Below are 18757 nucleotides of genomic sequence, written 5' to 3'. Positions count from 1 at the left end.
ACTCCAGAGCATTAACCTCTGGAGTTGATCTCGGCAAAAACCATCCGGTCCTTGCCATTTATATCATTGACGACTTCCACTTTGACATTCTTAAAGGCTTTTCGAAAAAGGTCGGCTACCGCCTCCCCCTGACCGGCCCCAATTTCAAATCCAACGAGCGCGACCGGCGCTAGCACCTCGGGGAGCTCGGACATAAAACGGCGGTAAAAATCAAGTCCATCTTCTCCGGCAAACAACGCCCGGTGCGGCTCATGCTCGGTTACCACCACTGACATCGTTTCGATATCGCTAACCGGAATATAAGGCGGGTTCGAAATGACCACATCAAAGCTTCCGCCGCGAAAAGGCTGTAGTAAATCCCCTTGGACAAATTCAACCTCCGCCCCGAGACGGCGGGCATTTTCTTTTGCAACCTCTAGTGATTCTGCGGCAATATCGGAGGCAAACACGGTGAGTGTTGGCTCTTCAAGTTTTAAGCTAATTGCAATTGCCCCGCTGCCGGTGCCAATATCGACCAGCTTTAGCGGTCGCTTATCGATTCGCTTCAACGTTTCATAAACGAGCTCTTCCGTTTCCGGCCGAGGGATCAGCACCTCTTCGTTCACGACGAAACAACGTCCGTAAAATTCCTCGATGCCGATAATATATTGAACTGGGGTCCCTTTGGCATGTTCGTGAACAGCCTCCTCAAATCGGTTAATGTCGGTAGGTGACAGGCACTCCCTCATGTTCGCAAACAACTGAGACCGCGACATCCCCGTTACATGACGGAGAAGCAGCTCCCCGGCATGTTCTTCACGACCTGTTTCTTTTAAAAAAGAAGAAGCCCATTGGAGAGCTTCGAATACTTTTTTACTCATCGTTCGCATTTTCAAGCTTGCTTGTTTGATCCTCTAAAATAAGCGCATCAATAATTTCATCAAGCTTGCCTTCAACGATTTGATCGAGCTTTTGCAGCGTTAACCCGATACGGTGGTCTGTCACGCGATTTTGCGGGTAGTTGTAGGTACGGATCCGTTCGGAACGGTCACCAGTACCAACAGCAGACTTACGAACCTGGTCAAATTCCGCCTGTGCTTCCTGTTGGAATTTATCATAGATACGGGCACGCAATACCTTCATCGCTTTGTCTTTGTTTTTGTGCTGTGATTTTTCATCCTGAATCGATACAACAATTCCAGTCGGAATATGGGTTAATCGGACGGCAGACATCGTCGTATTAACGGACTGACCGCCGGCGCCACTCGATGCGAACGCATCAAAACGGATATCTTTATCATTAATTTCTACTTCTACCTCTTCCGCTTCCGGCAAGCAGACAACCGTAGCAGTTGAAGTATGAATTCGGCCCCCAGATTCTGTTTCTGGCACACGCTGTACGCGGTGGGCGCCACTTTCAAATTTTAATTTAGAGTAGGCACCTTGCCCATTAATCATGAAGCTGATTTCTTTGTAACCGCCTAGGCCAGTCGGGTTGGCATCGATAAGTTCTGTCTTCCATCCCTGTGCCTCTGCATAGCGGCTGTACATGCGGTAAAGGGTTCCAGCAAATAAGGCCGCTTCTTCCCCGCCTGCCGCACCACGGATTTCGAAGATAACGTTTTTGTCATCATTCGGATCCTTTGGAATCATCAAGAGCTTCATTTTCTCTTCTAACTCCCCGATTTGGGCTTCTAGCTCATTGACTTCCTCTTTCACCATTTCACGCATCTCAGCGTCAAGCTTCTCCTCAAGCATAGCCTTAGCTTCCTGGAGCTGCTCGCGCGCCTCTTTATATTCACGATACGTTTGTACAGTCTCTTGTATATCAGATTGTTCTTTTGAATATTCACGAAGTTTTTTTGAATCATTAATAATTTGTGGATCACTTAGGAGTTCATTTAATCTCTCATAGCGATCTTCAACAGATTGAAGACGATCAAACACAGTTATTCACCTCAAGTTTTAGTCCATAACATTATAATTATAGTATAGGTAAAAGTACGCGTCAAAACCAAATTAATCGAGGAAAATTTTTATTCTGTTTTCAAATGGTCATGAAGTACTCTTTACGTTACCGTTTTCCCCTCCTTTTCACCTTTTCGGGCACGTATACACCCTTTACGTGGACTTTAGCTCTTTCTAAGTATGCCATCTCGATCACAACATCAAAAAGGGCGCCCCAAACTAAGGGGCACCCACGCTTATAGTTCCTCACCATTTGTCGCAATAACCTGTTTATACCAATCAAAGCTTTTCTTCTTAATTCGCTTATTCGAGCCTTTTCCTTCGCTATCACGGTCCACGTAGATAAAACCATATCGTTTCTTCAGTTCCGCGGTTGAGGCACTGACAAGGTCAATTGGACCCCAAGAGGTGTAGCCGATGATCTCCACGCCATCTGCAACCGCATTTTTCATTTCAGCAATATGCGCACGTAAATAGTCGATGCGATAGTCATCCTGAATCGATCCATCTTCTTCTACCTTATCCAGCGCACCGAGGCCATTTTCCACAATAAACAATGGTTTTTGGTAACGGTCATATAACTGATTGCAAACGATCCTTAGCCCAACCGGGTCAATCTGCCAGCCCCAATCAGAAGCTTTTAAATAAGGATTTTTCACACCAGCGAATAGGTTTCCAGCAGCCATTTCTTGATGTTCTGGAGCCGTGCTGGCAACAAAGGACATGTAATAACTGAAACCAATATAATCGACAGTATTCTCTTGAAGCAGCTGTAAATCTCCATCAGCGATTTCAATCTCAATTCCCTGTTCGATAAAGTAATTTTTCAAATAGCTTGGATAATAGCCCCGTGATTGGACATCGGCAAACATCAATGTCTTACGGTCCTGCGTTAATGCCGCAAACATGTCCTCTGGCTTCGAGCTATAAGGATAGGTCACCATGGAAGCAATCATACAGCCAATTTGTGAATCTGGGATAATTTCATGTCCCACTTTCACCGCAAGGGCGCTGGCAACAAATTGATGATGGGCAGCCTGATAAATCACCTGTTCATCCTTTTGACCATCCTCAAATAACAAGCCCCCGCCCGTAAACGGCGCATGCAGCAGCACGTTAATTTCATTAAACGTCATCCAGTATTTCACTTTACCCTTGTAGCGTTCGAATAACGTCCGCGCATAACGCTCATAAAATTCAACGACCTGACGATTTTTCCAGCCACCGTAATTTTTCACAAGACCAACAGGCATTTCATAATGTGAAATCGTAACAACTGGTTCAATCTTGTACTTCCGTAATTCATCAATCACATTGTCGTAAAACTGCAAGCCTTTTTCATTTGGCACCAGTTCATCACCATTTGGAAAAATTCGCGTCCAGGCAATGGAAAAACGAAAAGCCTTAAAGCCCATTTCCGCAAACAACGCAATATCTTCTTTATATTTATGGTAAAAATCAATACCTTCATGATATAAATTAAATTTTGTCAGCGAAAAATCAGGTGGATACATAATTCCACTTGGTGACACATCAGCCGTCGACAACCCTTTTCCATCTTCTTGGTATGCACCCTCCAATTGATTGGCAGCCACTGCTCCGCCCCATAAAAAGCCTTCTGGGAATCTCCTCATTAAATATCCACCTCTTCCCCGTTGGATTCAATTACTTTCTTATACCAATAAAAGCTTTTCTTTTTCAGCCGCTTAAGCGAGCCATTGCCTTGATTATCTTTATCCACATAAATATAGCCATAACGTTTTTTCATCTCACCGGTTGAGGCACTGATGATATCAATCGGTCCCCAGCTGGTATATCCAAGGATTTCGACTCCATCCTGAATCGCCTCACCCATTTCAGCAAGGTGTTTTCTTAAATACTCAATACGGTAGTCGTCAAGGATCTCCCCTTCAGAAGTGACTTCATCCACAGCACCAAGTCCGTTTTCAACCACAAATAATGGTTTTTGGTAGCGGTCGTATAATTGATTGCACGTAATCCGGAAGCCCTTCGCGTCAATCGGCCAGCCCCATTCCGATTTTTCTAAGTATGGGTTTTCTACAGAAGCAAACACATTGCCGCTCGAGATTTGTTTTAAAATCTCAGGATCAGTGCTTGTTGCCCGGCTTCCGTAATAACTGAACCCGATATAATCCACGGTACCCGTTTTCAATAATTCCTCGTCGCCCGCTTCCATCTCAATCGTTAGCTTGTATTCTCTAAAGAAACGCTTTGCATAGCCTGGATATTCGCCGCGTGACTGCACATCAATGAAGAAGAAGGATTCCCGGTCTTTCTCCATTGATTTCAAAATATCATCCGGGTTACAGGTATATGGATAGGTTGCGCCGCCGGCTAGCATACAGCCGATCCTCGCATCTGGGATGATTTCGTGGCACGCCTTTACTGCTAGTGCACTAGCGACCAGTTGATGGTGTGCTGCCTGATATTGAATCTGAAGCTTGTTATCTCCTTCTTTAAAAATGAGACCGGCACCGACAAACGGTAAGTGCAGCAGCATGTTGATCTCATTAAACGTCATCCAGTATTTCACTTTGTCCTTGTAACGATTAAACAAGGTTGTAGCATATTTTTCAAAAAATGAAACAAGCTTACGGTTTCTCCAGCTGCCATATTCTTCAACTAGGTGAACAGGTACATCAAAGTGAGCAATCGTGACTACCGGTTGAATGCCGTGTTTTAATAGTTCATCAAAGACATCATCATAAAACTTTAATCCTGCTTCATTCGGCACGGCATCATCCCCATTTGGAAAAATCCTCGCCCAAGAAATCGAAAGACGGAGCGCTTTAAAGCCCATTTCCGCAAACAACGAAATATCTTCTTTAAAGCGGTGGTAAAAATCAATCGCTTCATGAGAAGGATAGCTTTCTCCCTCCTTAGGGGTAAAAGAATCAAGCTTCCCTACTAAAACATCCCAGCGCTTTTTGCCTGCAGGCATGAGGTCAACCGTTGTTAAGCCCTTACCGCCTTCTAAATAACCACCTTCCGCTTGGTTGGCAGCAATTGCACCGCCCCATAAAAATCCATTAGGAAATACTGTCATGGTAAAACCCCTTTTCTTGTAAATATGAAGAGGGGAAAAATGTCTTTCCCCTTTTAATCTATTAAGCAAATACCTCGATTAATTGTTCACCGGCTTTGATTTGTTTTTTATCCTTTGTACTAACCTTGTATTGATCAAAATTGGTTATTACTACTGGAGTCGTTAATTCGTAGCCAGCGGCTTTAATTCCAGCCATATCAAATTCAATTAAAAGCTGTCCTTTTTCAACACGTGATCCTTGACCAATACGGGCGGTGAAAAACTTCCCATCGAGCTGTACCGTATCCAATCCAATATGAATTAAGATTTCTGCACCTTGATCGGTAGTGATACCAATTGCATGATTCGTTGGGAATAATGCAGAGACGGTCCCAGATGCAGGTGAGAATAACTTCCCTTCTGACGGCTCAATGGCAACACCTTTTCCAAGTGCACCTGACGCAAAAGCAGCATCTCTAATATCTGATAATGGTTTTACTTCACCTTGGAATGGGCTTGAAATCACTTCCGTTTCCACTTTCACTCCAGCTGCTACTTGATTAACTGCTTTTTTTCCAGGAGCTGACGTTTTAGCTGCCTTCTCTTCTTTCCCTAATCCACCAAATAAATAAGTGAGTACAAAACCAAGGATGAACGCTACGATTACGGCGATGACTGAGCCCCAAAGCCCTGAACCAATTCCTTCTTGCGGATGAATAAATCCTGGGAAGCCAAAAACTCCAAGTCCACCCATAATAAATACTTTCGAATTAAAGACCGCTAAGATTGCTCCACCGACGGCAGCGGCAATACAGCTGATAATGAACGGCTTTTTCCTAGGAAGCGTAATCCCGTAAATTGCCGGTTCGGTCACACCGAAAATACCGGAAATAAACGCTGGAATACTTAATGACTTTAACTTCTTGTCTTTAGTCTTAAGCCAAACTCCAAGTACAGCCCCTGTTTGCGCAAATGATGCTGCAAAAATCAAAGCTAAGATTGGATCTTCCCCCATAACCATCATGTTATTAATCGCAATCGGCACGAGACCCCAGTGTAATCCGAAAATAACAAATACTTGCCACAAAGCACCAAGGAAGATACCTGCGATAATTGGGCTTAAATTGATTAAGAAAAGTGTTAATTGACCTAAAAGCTGTCCTGCCCATGTAGCAACTGGCCCAATCACCATAAATGTTAACGGAACAACAATCAGCAATGTAAAGAATGGAACTAAGAAAGTTTTAACAACATCAGGTATCACTTTTGTCAGCCATTTTTCTACCTTAACACCCACAAGTGCCGCAATAATGATGGGAATAACCGATGATGCATAGCTCATTAATATAACCGGAATTCCTAGGAATTCAATATAGACGGGTGATTGAAACATCGTTCCTTCAAAAAGCGTATAGAGCGGATCACCCGTGGTTAACGTCCCTAGAGTTGGGTATACGAGCGCAGCACCGATCGCCATTCCGATAAATTTATTTCCACCGAATTTAATAGCAGCTGTATAACCAAGGAAGATCGGGAAGAAATAGAATAAAGCATCACCAACGGCGTTTAGGATTTGATAGGTTCCAGAAGTATTCGCGTATAAGCCTAACGCTATAAATAATGCGTTAAACCCCTTGATCATCCCAGTTGCTGCTAGTACACCCAATGTCGGGGTAAAAATTCCAGAAATGATATCAATAAATTTATTAAAAACACCTTGCTTTTTGTCATCATTCGCATCCACAGGCGCAGTTGTTTGAAACCCTCCAGCTTCCACAACTGCCTTATACACATCCGGAACATGGTTGCCAATTACCACTTGATACTGGCCGCCGCTTTTCATAACGGTAACGACACCTTCCATATTTTTCAACACTTCGGTATTCGCCTTACCCTCATCCTTTAACTTAAAGCGTAAACGAGTAATACAATGAACAACACTGTTAACGTTTTCTTTTCCGCCGACATTTTCAATGATGTCTTTAGCTAATTGTTGGTATTTCATTCTAAACCCTTCTTTCGTTTTTAGATTTTTTTCAAATAAAAAACCTGAATCGATTCACACACACATAAAAAGGTGGTGTGGCAAATCGATTCAGGTTATGCCCAAAATTGGTAACATTCCTTCGAAGGTTATTAAATTTGTGACTCAAAAACACTACGACTTTTATTCTATGTCAACGGTTTCATTTTTACCGTCTACACCTTTAGTCCTTCTGCCCGGAATAATGAATGATATGACGGTTTGTCACCCGATGAATATGCACGGTTAAATAAATTTCTTCATCGTTGGATAAATGCCAGTTAAAGTTGGTGTCTAAATATGTGGCTATCTTTTGCGTACACCTATTGGCCTCTGTATACTTATGTTTGATCTGTTCATAAAAAAATTCATCGGTACTATCTTCCCTTTTTTCTTTTCGAATAAAACGGATAGCAAAGAAACGAAGATGCGTTAAAAAACGTTCATAATTGAGCGATTCTTCATCAAGCTCCACTTTGAAATGATACTTCACGATGTTTAGGATATTATTTACCATTTCCGTTATTTGTACGGCGGCAGCCATATTTTCCCCCGATAGCTGGCTGTTGACTAAATGCAGGGCAATCGAAGCAGCCTCATCCTCTCCCAGCCGGATGCCTGTCTCCTTTTCAATGATATCAAGGGCTTTTAAGGCAATTTGAAACTCTTGCTTATAATATTTCCGAATTTCCCATAGGAGTTGATTTTTCAGATGAATTCCCTGTTTATGCCTGCTGATCGCAAAACTTAAATGGTCGGTTAAGGCAACATATAAATATTCATCCAATTTGTATGGAAGCAAGGTCTGTGCAAAATCCAGGATTTTAGATGAAATATTTAAGTAAAGTTCCGAAGTATCCTTCAGTAATTTTGCCAGCTTTTCAGAGATTCCTCGGTTCTCCAAGACAAAGGTTTTCTCTATTTTGGAAGTATCAATGGTTTCTCCAACCTTCTTTTGAAAAGCCAGTCCCCTGCCCATTACAACGATTTCCTGCTTCAATTTATTATTCGTTACGACGACATTATTGTTTAATATCTTCTTAATCTCCATTTATCCTCGCCCTTGACTCAAGATTTTGAAAATTTAACAAACATATAATAAAAAAACCCAAATTTGTATAAGTGAATATCAAGGAGATACTCAAAACACAAACTTAGGTTTTGCCTGCCGAACAGTAACAATCCTGTTTTCAATTGTAAACGTTTTATTTATTTTTGCATGTTTAATGGGGCTTGTCAACTGTTTTTTTGTAAAAAAACATGCCCTGAACTCAGAGCATGTTATCGTTCGCGAATATCAAAGGTATAGCGTGGTAGTGCCTGGGTTAATTTCTCCTGGAGGCGCCCCACTTCGTAGTTTCTTTCTTTATTGGTCAGCGTCCCTTTTTGATTTACCGTTACAGTCATCCGGTCCCCTGCGTTGCTGATCCAGATCGAATCTGCTCGGAAGTCCTCTGAACGATTAATAATATCTCTTGCGACATCAATATCGTTCCCTAAATTGTTCCTTGGTGAGTGATCACCCTGGGTTGTGCCCTTCAGGTTAAGGAAATTTGGGTTTTTATCGGTAATATCCCGAACCTCGTCATAATTGTTAGGACTTGTCCGATTAGACATGTAATTCGGATTCGTCCGGTCATTGCGTAAATCGTAGGCGGTATCGTCATTCCCGCCCCCCTGGCAGGCCGATAACACCAGCACCGTAAACAACGAAAACAACATTCCCTTCCTCAAAAGCTTCCACCTCCTACTACTATCATGCCCGCGCACCAACCAAGCCACCAAGACAAATCCTGCCAAAACAAAAAAGCCAAAGAGGACAAACCTCTCCGGCTTTCATGCAAAAATCATTGTATAAATGGTGCTATTCTGTATAAACGGTGACAGGCACCCGAGCCGCTGTTTTTGGTACTTCATGGTGATGGCGGCAGCGCGGTTCGTAGGCTTCTGAGGCTCCGACCAAAATGACTGGGTCATGGTAGGATGCCGGTGAGCCGTCGATGAGGCGCTGGGTTCTGCTAGATGGTGAGCCGCAGACGGTGCAGACGGCTTGGAGTTTGGTGACGGTTTCGGCGATGGCCATTAATGCTGGCATTTGTCCGAATGGTTCGCCACGAAAGTCCATATCAAGACCGGCGCAGACGACGCGATGGCCGCTGTCCGCTAGCTGCTGGACCACACGAACGATGCCTTCATCAAAGAATTGAACCTCATCAATCGCGATGATATCGATATCTGCTTCCACATGGTGGAGAATTTCAACGGAGTGTGAAATGGGCTTGGCCTGAAATGAAGAGCCGTTATGAGAAACGACAGATTGGTCGCTATAGCGGTTATCAATTTTCGGTTTGAATACAGCAATTTTCTGTTTGGCAAATTGAGCACGTCTGACGCGACGAATGAGTTCCTCAGATTTTCCTGAAAACATACTGCCGCAAATCACTTCAACCCATCCTTGTTGTTTCATTAAATACATAAATCGGCGTCTCCTTCCTAAGCACGAAACCTTTAACGTAATCCATATTTTATATGTAAATCATTGTTTTTATTCAAATAAAAAACAGGCAAGTAAGTTTCAGCTTGCCTGTTCTTGAGCAGCAATTATCCCGCATTAACGGGCAGTAAGCCTCCTAACGGGGAGGCAAATGCCCGTAAAAGCCCGATATGTTTAACTAACCAAGAGCAGGGGATGGAAAGATTCCCCTACTGTTGGAAGTTTCACATTATTGTTGTTGTTGTGACTTAATGCCGTATTTTTTGTTGAAACGGTCAACACGTCCGCCAGCTTCAGCGAATTTTTGACGACCAGTATAGAATGGATGACATTCTGAACATGTTTCAACACGAATTTCATTTTTAACAGATCCAGTTTCGAATGTGTTACCACATGCGCAAGTCACCTTTACTGTTTTATAATTTGGATGAATTCCTGTTTTCATTCTTTTCATCTCCTTCCGCCCTGAATCTTTCGAAACAGAGTTATAAAATGCCTGTCTTATAAACAAGCACAAATTAGTAAAAACACACTGCACCCATTATAACAAGGAGTACCTGTTTTGGCAAGTTGGGATTATGTGGATTTTTACGAGCGTCTTGATTTTAGTTCTTCCCCAATTTGCGCGAAAAACTCTTCGTTTGACTTTGTTTGGCGCAGCTTTTTCAAGAAACGCTCAGCAAAATCTGGTGAGTCTGACATTGATTTTCGGATTGCCCATAATTTATCAAGATGATCCTTCGGAATAAGCAATTCTTCTTTACGAGTACCAGAGCGGCGGATATCAAGAGCCGGGAAGATTCGGCGCTCAGCAAGCTGACGATCAAGATGCAGCTCCATATTGCCTGTCCCTTTAAATTCCTCGTAAATAACATCATCCATACGAGAACCAGTGTCGACCAAGGCTGTTGCTAAAATCGTTAAGCTTCCGCCCTCTTCAATGTTTCGGGCAGCCCCGAAGAAACGTTTCGGACGGTGGAACGCAGCTGGGTCGATACCACCAGATAATGTACGGCCGCTAGGCGGAATCACCAAGTTGTAGGCACGTGCTAAACGTGTAATACTGTCCATCAAAATCACGACATCGCGTTTGTGTTCAACCAGACGCATTGCCCGATCTAGTACCAATTCTGCTACCTTAATATGGTTTTCTGGCACTTCATCAAATGTCGAGCTGACGACATCACCGGCAACAGAACGTTCGATATCGGTAACCTCTTCTGGACGCTCGTCTATTAATAGTACGATCAGTTCAACTTCTGGATGGTTTGTCGTAATACTGTTAGCGATTTCTTTTAACAGCATCGTTTTACCAGCCTTTGGCGGCGCGACAATTAAGCCCCTTTGTCCGAATCCTACGGGAGCAACCAAATCCATAATTCTTGTTGAAAGATGTTTTGGAGTAGTTTCAAGTTTCATCTGTCTATTTGGATAGAGAGGAGTTAGTGCTGGGAAGTGAACGCGTTCTTTCGCTGATTCTGGGTCTTCTCCGTTAACTGCTTCTACGTGTAACAGTCCATAATATCGTTCATTTTCTTTTGGTGGACGAACCTTTCCAGAGACCTTGTCCCCATTTCGAAGGTCAAAACGGCGAATTTGTGAAGCGGAAATGTAAATATCTTCGGAGCTTGGTGAATAGTTAATCGGTCGTAGGAAGCCAAAGCCTTCAGATTGGATGATTTCCAATACGCCTTCCATGAAGAAATATCCCTGCTGCTCGGCACGTGATTTTAAGATTGCAAAAATAAGTTCCTTTTTTGATAATTTACTGTAGTAGGTCACTTTAAATTCGCGGGCAAGCTCATAAAGCTCCTTCAGCTTCATGTTTTCTAAACTTGAAATTGTTAATTCCATTTGTACACCTGCTTTAAAAAATTTTCTCTATTTAAAAAAAGGAGTCATTTCCAAAATAATAGAGGGTTTTTTTTTCAAAAAAACTTCAAAAAATAGAGGAATATTGAAAGAAATGAATAGAATAGCAGAAAAATTGCATAGTAAAACAATTCTATTGTACCCTTTGTGTAAAAAAATAATCAACTGGAATTTTCTATCATGGAGTATGGAAAATAGGGAGAAAGAGACTAGACTTAAATCTAGTCTCACATTTAGATTATTTAATCACTAGATGAGGTTTCTTTTTCAGGCTATGGCGTCCTTCGACGAAACGAACCGTTCCTGATTTAGCACGCATAACAATTGAATGTGTTGAGCCGTAAGAGCCTTTAAACTGAACGCCGCGAAGCAATTCTCCGTCCGTGACACCTGTTGCGGCAAAAATCGCGTCATCGCCCTTCACAAGGTCTTCCATTCGCAATACCTTATTCAAATCGAGGCCCATGTTCTTACAGCGCTCAACTTCCGCATCATTTTGTGGCACTAATTTCCCGATGATTTCACCGCCTAAGCATTTTAGGGCAACCGCTGAAATCACGCCCTCAGGAGCACCTCCAGAGCCGAATAAAATATCGACACCTGTGTTATCGAAAGCAGTATTAATCGCCCCGGCAACATCACCGTCATTAATCAATTTAATTCTCGCCCCTGCTTCTCGCAGCTGCGAAATAATATGCGCATGACGCGGGCGGTTTAACACCGTCGCGACCACATCCTCGATATCTTTATTTTTCGCTTTAGCAACCGCTTTAAGATTATCGAGAACGGAAGCATTAATATCGATCAGCCCAACCGCTTCAGGACCAACAGCGATTTTCTCCATATACATATCCGGTGCATGAAGAAGATTACCATGATCGGCAACAGCAAGGACAGCAAGAGCATTCCATCCGCCAGAGGCTAAAATATTCGTACCTTCAAGCGGGTCAACAGCTACATCGACGCGCGGTCCGTAGCCATTTCCTAGCTTTTCACCGATGTAAAGCATCGGAGCCTCGTCCATTTCGCCTTCACCAATCACAACGGTCCCCTTCATCGGAATCGTATCGAATACGTCACGCATCGCCGAAGTAGCAGCCCCATCTGCTTCATCCTTTTTCCCGCGGCCCATCCATCTAGCAGAAGCAAGTGCGGCTGCTTCTGTTACCCGAACAAGCTCCATTGATAAACTTCTCTCCATGGTGAATCCCCCTCTATTATCTCTATTCTTGACAGTGTCATCAGTAATAGTATAACAGATTAAGCGGATTAGTATAGCATATTTACGTATTCTTTAACTGTTCAACTTCCTCTTTTGTTAGCGCTTCCCGCCAAACCGTCGCACCAAGGCCATTTAATTTTTCAACAAGATGGCTATAACCGCGGTCGATATGCTCGAGTCCCGTCACTTCCGTAACTCCTTCGGCTAGCAGCCCAGCAATTACAAGTGCCGCTCCTGCCCTCAAGTCGCTTGCTTTTACTTTCGCCCCTTGGAGCTGAATCGGACCGTTAATGATCGCAGAGCGTCCTTCGACCTTAATATTGGCGTTCATCCTTCTTAATTCATCAATATGCTTAAATCGGGCACCATAAATCGTATCGGTAACGACACTCGATCCGGTTGCTTTTGTGAGCAGTGATGTAAATGGCTGTTGCAGGTCTGTTGGGAAACCAGGGTAGACGAGCGTTTTTATATCGACCGCCTTTAATTCGGCAGCACCTTTAACAAACACCTGGTCATCTCCAGACTCAATGTGCACGCCCATCTCACGCAATTTAGCAATTAACGATTCTAAATGCTGCGGAATGACATTATCGATAATGACACCTTCACCGACGGCAGCTCCCAAAATCATATAGGTTCCGGCTTCAATCCGGTCAGGGATAATCGTGTGGCGGCAGCCGTGGAGAGTTTCCACGCCATCGATCCGGATCACGTCAGTACCGGCGCCTTTAATTTTCGCTCCCATATTGGTTAAAAGCGTGGCGACATCAATGATTTCTGGTTCCTTTGCGGCATTTTCAATAATCGTCCGGCCTTTGGCACGAACAGCCGCGAGCATAATATTAATCGTGGCCCCAACGCTGACAACATCAAGATAGATTCTTGCTCCGCGAAGCTCGTCCGCACGCAAATAAATCGCACCCTGTTCATTGGTCACTTGAGCGCCAAGCGCTTCAAAGCCCTTGATATGCTGATCGATCGGTCTTGGGCCAAGATGGCATCCTCCAGGCAGCCCAATGACCGCCTTTTTAAATCGTCCGAGCATAGCCCCCATCAAATAGTAAGAAGCACGAAGCTTTTTAACCTTACCGTTTGGCAATGGCATCGAAATCATCGTCGAAGGATCTACGGTCATATCAAAATCATCAGAAAGAGAAACCTTTCCGCCAATTTCTTCTAGGAGGTCCTTTAAGATTTCTACATCGGAAATATCCGGCAGCCCTTCAATGGTTACCGGTGACTCTGCTAAAATCGTTGCTGGGATTAACGCAACGGCACTATTTTTTGCTCCACTTATTCTTACGGTTCCTTTTAATGGATATCCGCCTGCAATTTTGAGTTTTTCCATTTTTGACTCCCTTCTAAGCCCTTCCATAAGCTACGAGGTAATTATTTCCAATATGTTCAGGCATTTTCCGACAGCTTGTCTATCATTTAGTTTACACCAAAATAATATTTTCATGTATCCAAATGAAAAAAAGTTACACAAAAATGGAAAAATGGCAATATTCTTAAGCGTTACGGCCTTCCCAATCCTTTAAGAAGGCTTCGATGCCTTTATCTGTTAATGGATGATGCGTTAAGCCCATTAGTACTTTATATGGGATTGTTGCAATATGGGCTCCGCGTAAGGCCGCTTCTGTTACATGAATTGGGTTACGGATCGATGCAGCGATGATTTGTGATTCAATGCCATGTACCGCAAAGATTTCTGAGATAGTCGAGATTAGGTCTAAACCATTTTGGCCGATATCATCCAATCTTCCTAAGAATGGTGAAACATAGGTTGCACCTGCACGTGCTGCCAGAAGAGCTTGGTTTGCGTTAAAAATCAAGGTAACATTTGTCTTAATTCCCAGCTTTGAAAATGCATGGCAAGCTTTTAAGCCATCTGGAGTCATCGGGAGTTTAACGGTTACATTTGGAGCAATGGCTGCTAGCTCTTTCCCTTCACGAATCATTCCTTCAGCGTCTAAAGAGATTACTTCCGCACTAACGGAGCCTGGAACTAACGCTGCGATTTCTTTAATCCGGTCGTGGAAAGATACGCCTTTTTCTTTTGCTACAAGTGTTGGGTTTGTTGTAACACCTGCAAGTAATCCTAAATCATGAGCTTCACGGATTTCATCTAAATTAGCTGTATCAATAAAAAATTTCATCTTTATTCCCTCCGATTTTTCGACAAATTTCACCAATTTTCAATCTATTTCTTACAGACGGAAACCGCCCTCTTGTAAAGGGGCGGTTTCACTTTATTTACAATATACCAAAACCTTCTTTGGTATTTTCGAGCAGGACCTCGTCGAGAATTACGCTCTGCCAGCTGAACCGAATTCGCGCATTTTGCCGATAACAGTTGCTTTGATTGCTTCACGCGCAGGACCCATGTATTTACGTGGATCATATTCTTCTGGCTTTGCTGCTAACGCTTCGCGAACAGCTTTTGCAGATGAGATTTGGTTTTCAGTATTTACATTAATTTTCGCAGTTCCAAGAGAAATGGACTTTTGAATATCATGTGTTGGAATTCCAGTTCCACCATGAAGAACTAATGGAAGACCAGTAGCTTTTCCGATTGCTTCCATTTCAGGGTATCCTAATTTCGGCTCACCTTTGTAAGGACCGTGTACAGAACCTAATGCAGGAGCAAGGCAGTCAATGCCAGTGCGCTTAACTAGCTCTTCACACTCTTTAGGGTCAGCATAAATTACGCCTTCAGCGACAACATCATCTTCTTGTCCGCCAACTGTTCCTAATTCTGCTTCAACAGAAACACCTTTTGAATGAGCGTATTCTACTACTTTAGAAGTAGTTTCTACGTTTTCTTCAAATGGGTGGTGAGAAGCATCGATCATAACAGATGTGAAACCTGCGTCAATCGCTTCTTTACATTTTTCAAAGCTTGAACCGTGGTCCAAGTGAATCGCAACTGGTACAGTAATTTTTAAATCTTCCATAAGACCCTCAACCATTTTAACAACGGTTTTGAAGCCTGACATATAACGTGCTGCCCCTTCAGAAACACCAAGAATAACCGGTGATTTTTCTTCTTCTGCAGCTTGAAGAATCGCTTGTGTAAACTCTAAGTTGTTTAAGTTAAATTGCCCAACAGCATAGCCTTCTGCTTTTGCTTTGATAAGCATGTCTTTCATAGATACTAAAGGCATTTCATTTCCTCCTTAGTGTAGGTCATTATCTCCTCAAAACCGGTCTCTCCTATTAAGGTTTTCCCGTCATTTTGCTGATTATGTATTCCTCGAGAAAGATAATTACCAGTAAAAGTTCCATATGTATAATACCAAAATGGAGGGTGAAATGCTATTAATCTGAAAGAGTTTTATAAACTGTCATAATGAAAACGGAACCATTATCCTATTTTTACCATAACTATCATTAATTTGCTTTTTGTGGCATGTGTTTGCGAACAGCAGCACGAATATCATCAATATCAAACGGTTTAGCAAAATGAGTAATCGCCCCAAGATCCTTCGCTTCTTGGATCATATCCAATTCGCCGTATGCCGTCATAATGATCACCCGGATTTCTGGATCAATGACTTTCATTCTTTTTAAAATCTCAATCCCATCCATGCCAGGTATTTTCATATCCAAAAGGACGAGATCTGGGTCATGCTTCGTGACTATATCAAGTGCTTGTATTCCATTTGCTGCCTGGAAGGTTTTATAACCTTCTTTTTGGAACACCTCATTTAATAAAATCCGAATTCCAAATTGGTCGTCAACAATTAAAATTTTTTCCTCCATAACTCCACCTCTTCCACCTTTTTAGATAAATACTATTGCTTATTCTTAATTAACTTCGACAATTCTATTGAAAAATCCTTCCTATTGTTTCTGTAATTTATGAAAGTTATTATAAGATAATTATGAGGAGGGTTTCTATTGTTAAAAATGTTTACGACTCAATTAATGGGACTATTTAAAAGAATTGAGGATAAGGGTGAATTTTCCTTTGAGGACGGCGCACGCTTGCTTGCCCAAGGACACACGCTTTATCTTGCAGGGTTCAAGGAAATGAAGGCCATCGAGTATGAAGCACTTGAGGGTGAAGAACCATTGAAGGTTGCCAAAATGCTCACGAATTTGGACGAATTGACCAGTGCAGACAGGGTGCTGCTGTTTACGCGCCTATCAAGTGATCAGGAAGCGATCCAATTGGCGGTTGCTCTTCAAGAAAAAGGAATTCCATTTGTCGCAGTATCTGCAGGAGATGGACAGCTTGTGGAATTAGCAGATGTTCATATTTCTTTACAACTGACCAAAGGTTTATTACCAGATGATCTAGGAAATCGATATTGTTATCCTTCTTCCATGGCCGGATTGTATGTCTATTATGGCTTAAAGTTTACAATTGATGAGATCCTATCCGAATACGAATAATCAAAAGACCAATCCGCCTATTTTGCGAATTGGTCTTTTGCTAGTTGGACTGTCCGCCTGAGGTGGACAGTGTCCACGAGCGGTGACAGGCACCATTATCTTTCCAAAGTAGCTTTAATAAAGTCACGGAAGAGTGGCTGTGGACGGGTTGGTCGTGAGACGAATTCCGGGTGGAATTGGGACGCAACGAACCATGGGTGGTCCTTGAGCTCGATGATTTCGACTAAGCGGCCGTCTGGGCTTGTACCAGAGAAGACAAATCCAGCTTCTTCCATTTCTTGACGGTAGTGGTTGTTGAATTCATAGCGATGGCGGTGACGCTCATAAACCACTTCATCTTCATAGGCAGCAAATGCCTTTGTTCCTTCGATTATTCGGCAAGGATAAAGACCGAGACGCAATGTTCCGCCTAAATCCTCGATATCCTTCTGTTCTGGAAGTAAATCGATAATTGGATGCTTTGTCTCAGGGACAAATTCCGCCGAATGGGCGTCACCATAACCAAGGACGTGACGAGCGTATTCGATTGTTGCTAACTGCATTCCTAAGCAAATTCCCAAGAATGGTTTACGTGTTTCACGAGCATAGCGAGTCGCCTGGATTTTTCCTTCAATACCACGGTCACCGAAGCCACCTGGTACAAGGATACCATCGACATCACCAAGCAATTCCGCAACATTCTCAGCATTGACTTCTTCCGCATTAATCCACTTAATTTCCACATCGGCATCAAAAGCATAGCCAGCATGCTTCATTGCTTCGACAACGGAAATGTAAGCATCTTGAAGCTCGACATATTTACCAACAAGACCAATGCGCGTTTTGCTAGAAAGGTTCACAACCTTTTCTACCAACGCCTTCCATTCTGTCATTTCTGCTGATGGTACATTTAATTTCAAATGATCACAAACAATTTGGTCCATGTTTTGCTCTTGCAATGCAAGTGGAATCGAGTAAAGAGTATCAGCATCCTGACATTCAATCACCGCATTCGTGTCAATATCACAGAATAGAGCAATTTTATCCTTCATATCCTGTGAAATTGGCATTTCCGTACGGACGACGATGATATTTGGCTGAATCCCTAAGCTGCGAAGCTCTTTTACACTATGCTGTGTCGGCTTAGTTTTCATTTCACCAGCAGCTTTAATATAAGGAACTAACGTACAGTGAATGTACATAACATTATCACGGCCAATATCACTCTTGATTTGACGGATCGCTTCTAAGAATGGCAATGACTCGATATCCCCTACCGTACCACCGATTTCCGTAATAACAACATCGGCATTTGTTTCATTACCGGCACGGAAAACACGGTCTTTGATTTCATTGGTGATATGTGGAATAACCTGCACCGTTCCACCTAAATAATCACCACGGCGCTCTTTACGCAACACCGTTGAATAAATTTTTCCTGTTGTTACGTTGCTGTATTTGTTTAAGTTAATATCAATAAAACGCTCATAGTGACCTAAGTCTAAATCCGTTTCTGCACCATCATCAGTCACAAACACTTCACCGTGCTGATATGGACTCATGGTTCCTGGGTCGACGTTAATGTATGGGTCGAACTTTTGAATCGTGACGTTAAGACCACGGTTTTTCAATAAGCGCCCAAGGGATGCAGCGGTAATCCCTTTTCCTAATGATGAAACTACTCCGCCCGTTACAAAAATATACTTTGTCATAAAAAATCCTCCTCTTATTCAGTGTGTGCAATATTTGTATGGTTTAAGGCTTCTTTTT

17 protein-coding genes are annotated in these 18757 nt (G+C 42.7%); 1 reads left to right on the top strand and 16 read right to left on the bottom strand.

Features of this window, described 5'->3' with window-relative positions; translation table 11 throughout:
- Positions 1-11: 11 nt before the first annotated feature.
- From prmC to ACWM35_RS20015, 15 genes are all read right to left on the bottom strand, one after another.
- Positions 12-860 (bottom strand): peptide chain release factor N(5)-glutamine methyltransferase, encoded by an 849-nt coding sequence (gene prmC / locus ACWM35_RS20085; RefSeq protein ID WP_454820769.1) that lies wholly within the window; start codon positions 858-860, stop codon positions 12-14.
- Positions 853-1926 (bottom strand): peptide chain release factor 1, encoded by a 1074-nt coding sequence (gene prfA, locus ACWM35_RS20080; RefSeq protein ID WP_454820660.1) that lies wholly within the window; start codon positions 1924-1926, stop codon positions 853-855. Before prfA ends, prmC begins: the two co-directional genes overlap by 8 nt.
- Positions 1927-2183: 257 nt before the next feature.
- Complete coding sequence (locus ACWM35_RS20075) at positions 2184-3581, bottom strand: 6-phospho-beta-glucosidase (protein WP_454820659.1); 1398 nt, start codon at positions 3579-3581, stop codon at positions 2184-2186.
- Positions 3581-5014, bottom strand: coding sequence for a 6-phospho-beta-glucosidase (ascB, locus tag ACWM35_RS20070; protein WP_454820658.1), 1434 nt, complete (start codon positions 5012-5014; stop codon positions 3581-3583). Before ascB ends, ACWM35_RS20075 begins: the two co-directional genes overlap by 1 nt.
- Before the next feature lie 61 nt (positions 5015-5075).
- The gene (locus tag ACWM35_RS20065; protein ID WP_454820657.1) at positions 5076-6998 is read right to left on the bottom strand and encodes a beta-glucoside-specific PTS transporter subunit IIABC; all 1923 of its coding nucleotides are present in this window, start codon (positions 6996-6998) and stop codon (positions 5076-5078) included.
- A 202-nt stretch (positions 6999-7200) separates the two neighbouring features.
- Positions 7201-8067: a BglG family transcription antiterminator LicT gene (licT, locus tag ACWM35_RS20060; RefSeq protein ID WP_454820656.1), complete on the bottom strand. Its 867-nt coding sequence runs from the start codon at positions 8065-8067 to the stop codon at positions 7201-7203.
- Between the two features lie 230 nt (positions 8068-8297).
- On the bottom strand, positions 8298-8750 hold the full coding sequence (locus ACWM35_RS20055; RefSeq protein WP_454820655.1) for a hypothetical protein: 453 nt from the start codon (positions 8748-8750) through the stop codon (positions 8298-8300).
- A gap of 130 nt (positions 8751-8880) precedes the next feature.
- Positions 8881-9492 (bottom strand): thymidine kinase, encoded by a 612-nt coding sequence (locus ACWM35_RS20050; protein WP_454820654.1) that lies wholly within the window; start codon positions 9490-9492, stop codon positions 8881-8883.
- A 247-nt stretch (positions 9493-9739) separates the two neighbouring features.
- Complete coding sequence (gene rpmE / locus ACWM35_RS20045) at positions 9740-9955, bottom strand: 50S ribosomal protein L31 (protein ID WP_071354896.1); 216 nt, start codon at positions 9953-9955, stop codon at positions 9740-9742.
- A 143-nt stretch (positions 9956-10098) separates the two neighbouring features.
- Complete coding sequence (gene rho, locus ACWM35_RS20040; RefSeq protein ID WP_454820653.1) at positions 10099-11364, bottom strand: transcription termination factor Rho; 1266 nt, start codon at positions 11362-11364, stop codon at positions 10099-10101.
- Positions 11365-11620: 256 nt separating this feature from the next.
- A complete protein-coding gene (gene glpX / locus ACWM35_RS20035; protein ID WP_454820652.1) occupies positions 11621-12583 on the bottom strand; it encodes a class II fructose-bisphosphatase in 963 nt (320 codons plus the stop codon).
- An 82-nt stretch (positions 12584-12665) separates the two neighbouring features.
- A complete protein-coding gene (locus ACWM35_RS20030; protein WP_454820651.1) occupies positions 12666-13955 on the bottom strand; it encodes a UDP-N-acetylglucosamine 1-carboxyvinyltransferase in 1290 nt (429 codons plus the stop codon).
- 163 nt (positions 13956-14118) lie between these two features.
- Positions 14119-14766, bottom strand: coding sequence for a fructose-6-phosphate aldolase (gene fsa / locus ACWM35_RS20025; protein ID WP_454820650.1), 648 nt, complete (start codon positions 14764-14766; stop codon positions 14119-14121).
- Positions 14767-14916: 150 nt separating this feature from the next.
- Complete coding sequence (locus ACWM35_RS20020) at positions 14917-15774, bottom strand: class II fructose-bisphosphate aldolase (protein WP_454820649.1); 858 nt, start codon at positions 15772-15774, stop codon at positions 14917-14919.
- A 226-nt stretch (positions 15775-16000) separates the two neighbouring features.
- Positions 16001-16372 (bottom strand): response regulator, encoded by a 372-nt coding sequence (locus ACWM35_RS20015; protein WP_454820648.1) that lies wholly within the window; start codon positions 16370-16372, stop codon positions 16001-16003.
- Positions 16373-16510: 138 nt separating this feature from the next.
- Between ACWM35_RS20015 and ACWM35_RS20010 the strand changes: the two genes are divergently transcribed.
- Positions 16511-17008 (top strand): DUF2529 domain-containing protein, encoded by a 498-nt coding sequence (locus tag ACWM35_RS20010; protein WP_454820646.1) that lies wholly within the window; start codon positions 16511-16513, stop codon positions 17006-17008.
- A gap of 95 nt (positions 17009-17103) precedes the next feature.
- Here ACWM35_RS20010 and ACWM35_RS20005 read toward each other — a convergent pair whose 3' ends face one another.
- A complete protein-coding gene (locus tag ACWM35_RS20005) occupies positions 17104-18699 on the bottom strand; it encodes a CTP synthase (protein WP_454820645.1) in 1596 nt (531 codons plus the stop codon).
- Between the last annotated feature and the right edge of the window lie 58 nt (positions 18700-18757).

It is taken from the genome of Neobacillus sp. K501 (assembly GCF_053749995.1).
This window is presented reverse-complemented; position numbering and strand designations above follow the sequence as displayed.

What these genes read in the sequence shown, in the direction of transcription:
- fsa (WP_454820650.1), bottom strand. Translation starts at nt 14,766, where the DNA reads ATGAAATTTTTTATTGATACAGCTAATTTAGATGAAATCCGTGAAGCT.
- ACWM35_RS20005 (WP_454820645.1), bottom strand. Translation starts at nt 18,699, where the DNA reads ATGACAAAGTATATTTTTGTAACGGGCGGAGTAGTTTCATCATTAGGA.
- licT (WP_454820656.1), bottom strand. Translation starts at nt 8,067, where the DNA reads ATGGAGATTAAGAAGATATTAAACAATAATGTCGTCGTAACGAATAAT.
- ACWM35_RS20015 (WP_454820648.1), bottom strand. Translation starts at nt 16,372, where the DNA reads ATGGAGGAAAAAATTTTAATTGTTGACGACCAATTTGGAATTCGGATT.
- ACWM35_RS20065 (WP_454820657.1), bottom strand. Translation starts at nt 6,998, where the DNA reads ATGAAATACCAACAATTAGCTAAAGACATCATTGAAAATGTCGGCGGA.
- ACWM35_RS20030 (WP_454820651.1), bottom strand. Translation starts at nt 13,955, where the DNA reads ATGGAAAAACTCAAAATTGCAGGCGGATATCCATTAAAAGGAACCGTA.
- ACWM35_RS20075 (WP_454820659.1), bottom strand. Translation starts at nt 3,581, where the DNA reads ATGAGGAGATTCCCAGAAGGCTTTTTATGGGGCGGAGCAGTGGCTGCC.
- rpmE (WP_071354896.1), bottom strand. Translation starts at nt 9,955, where the DNA reads ATGAAAACAGGAATTCATCCAAATTATAAAACAGTAAAGGTGACTTGC.
- ascB (WP_454820658.1), bottom strand. Translation starts at nt 5,014, where the DNA reads ATGACAGTATTTCCTAATGGATTTTTATGGGGCGGTGCAATTGCTGCC.
- prmC (WP_454820769.1), bottom strand. Translation starts at nt 860, where the DNA reads ATGAGTAAAAAAGTATTCGAAGCTCTCCAATGGGCTTCTTCTTTTTTA.
- glpX (WP_454820652.1), bottom strand. Translation starts at nt 12,583, where the DNA reads ATGGAGAGAAGTTTATCAATGGAGCTTGTTCGGGTAACAGAAGCAGCC.
- rho (WP_454820653.1), bottom strand. Translation starts at nt 11,364, where the DNA reads ATGGAATTAACAATTTCAAGTTTAGAAAACATGAAGCTGAAGGAGCTT.
- ACWM35_RS20050 (WP_454820654.1), bottom strand. Translation starts at nt 9,492, where the DNA reads ATGTATTTAATGAAACAACAAGGATGGGTTGAAGTGATTTGCGGCAGT.
- ACWM35_RS20020 (WP_454820649.1), bottom strand. Translation starts at nt 15,774, where the DNA reads ATGCCTTTAGTATCTATGAAAGACATGCTTATCAAAGCAAAAGCAGAA.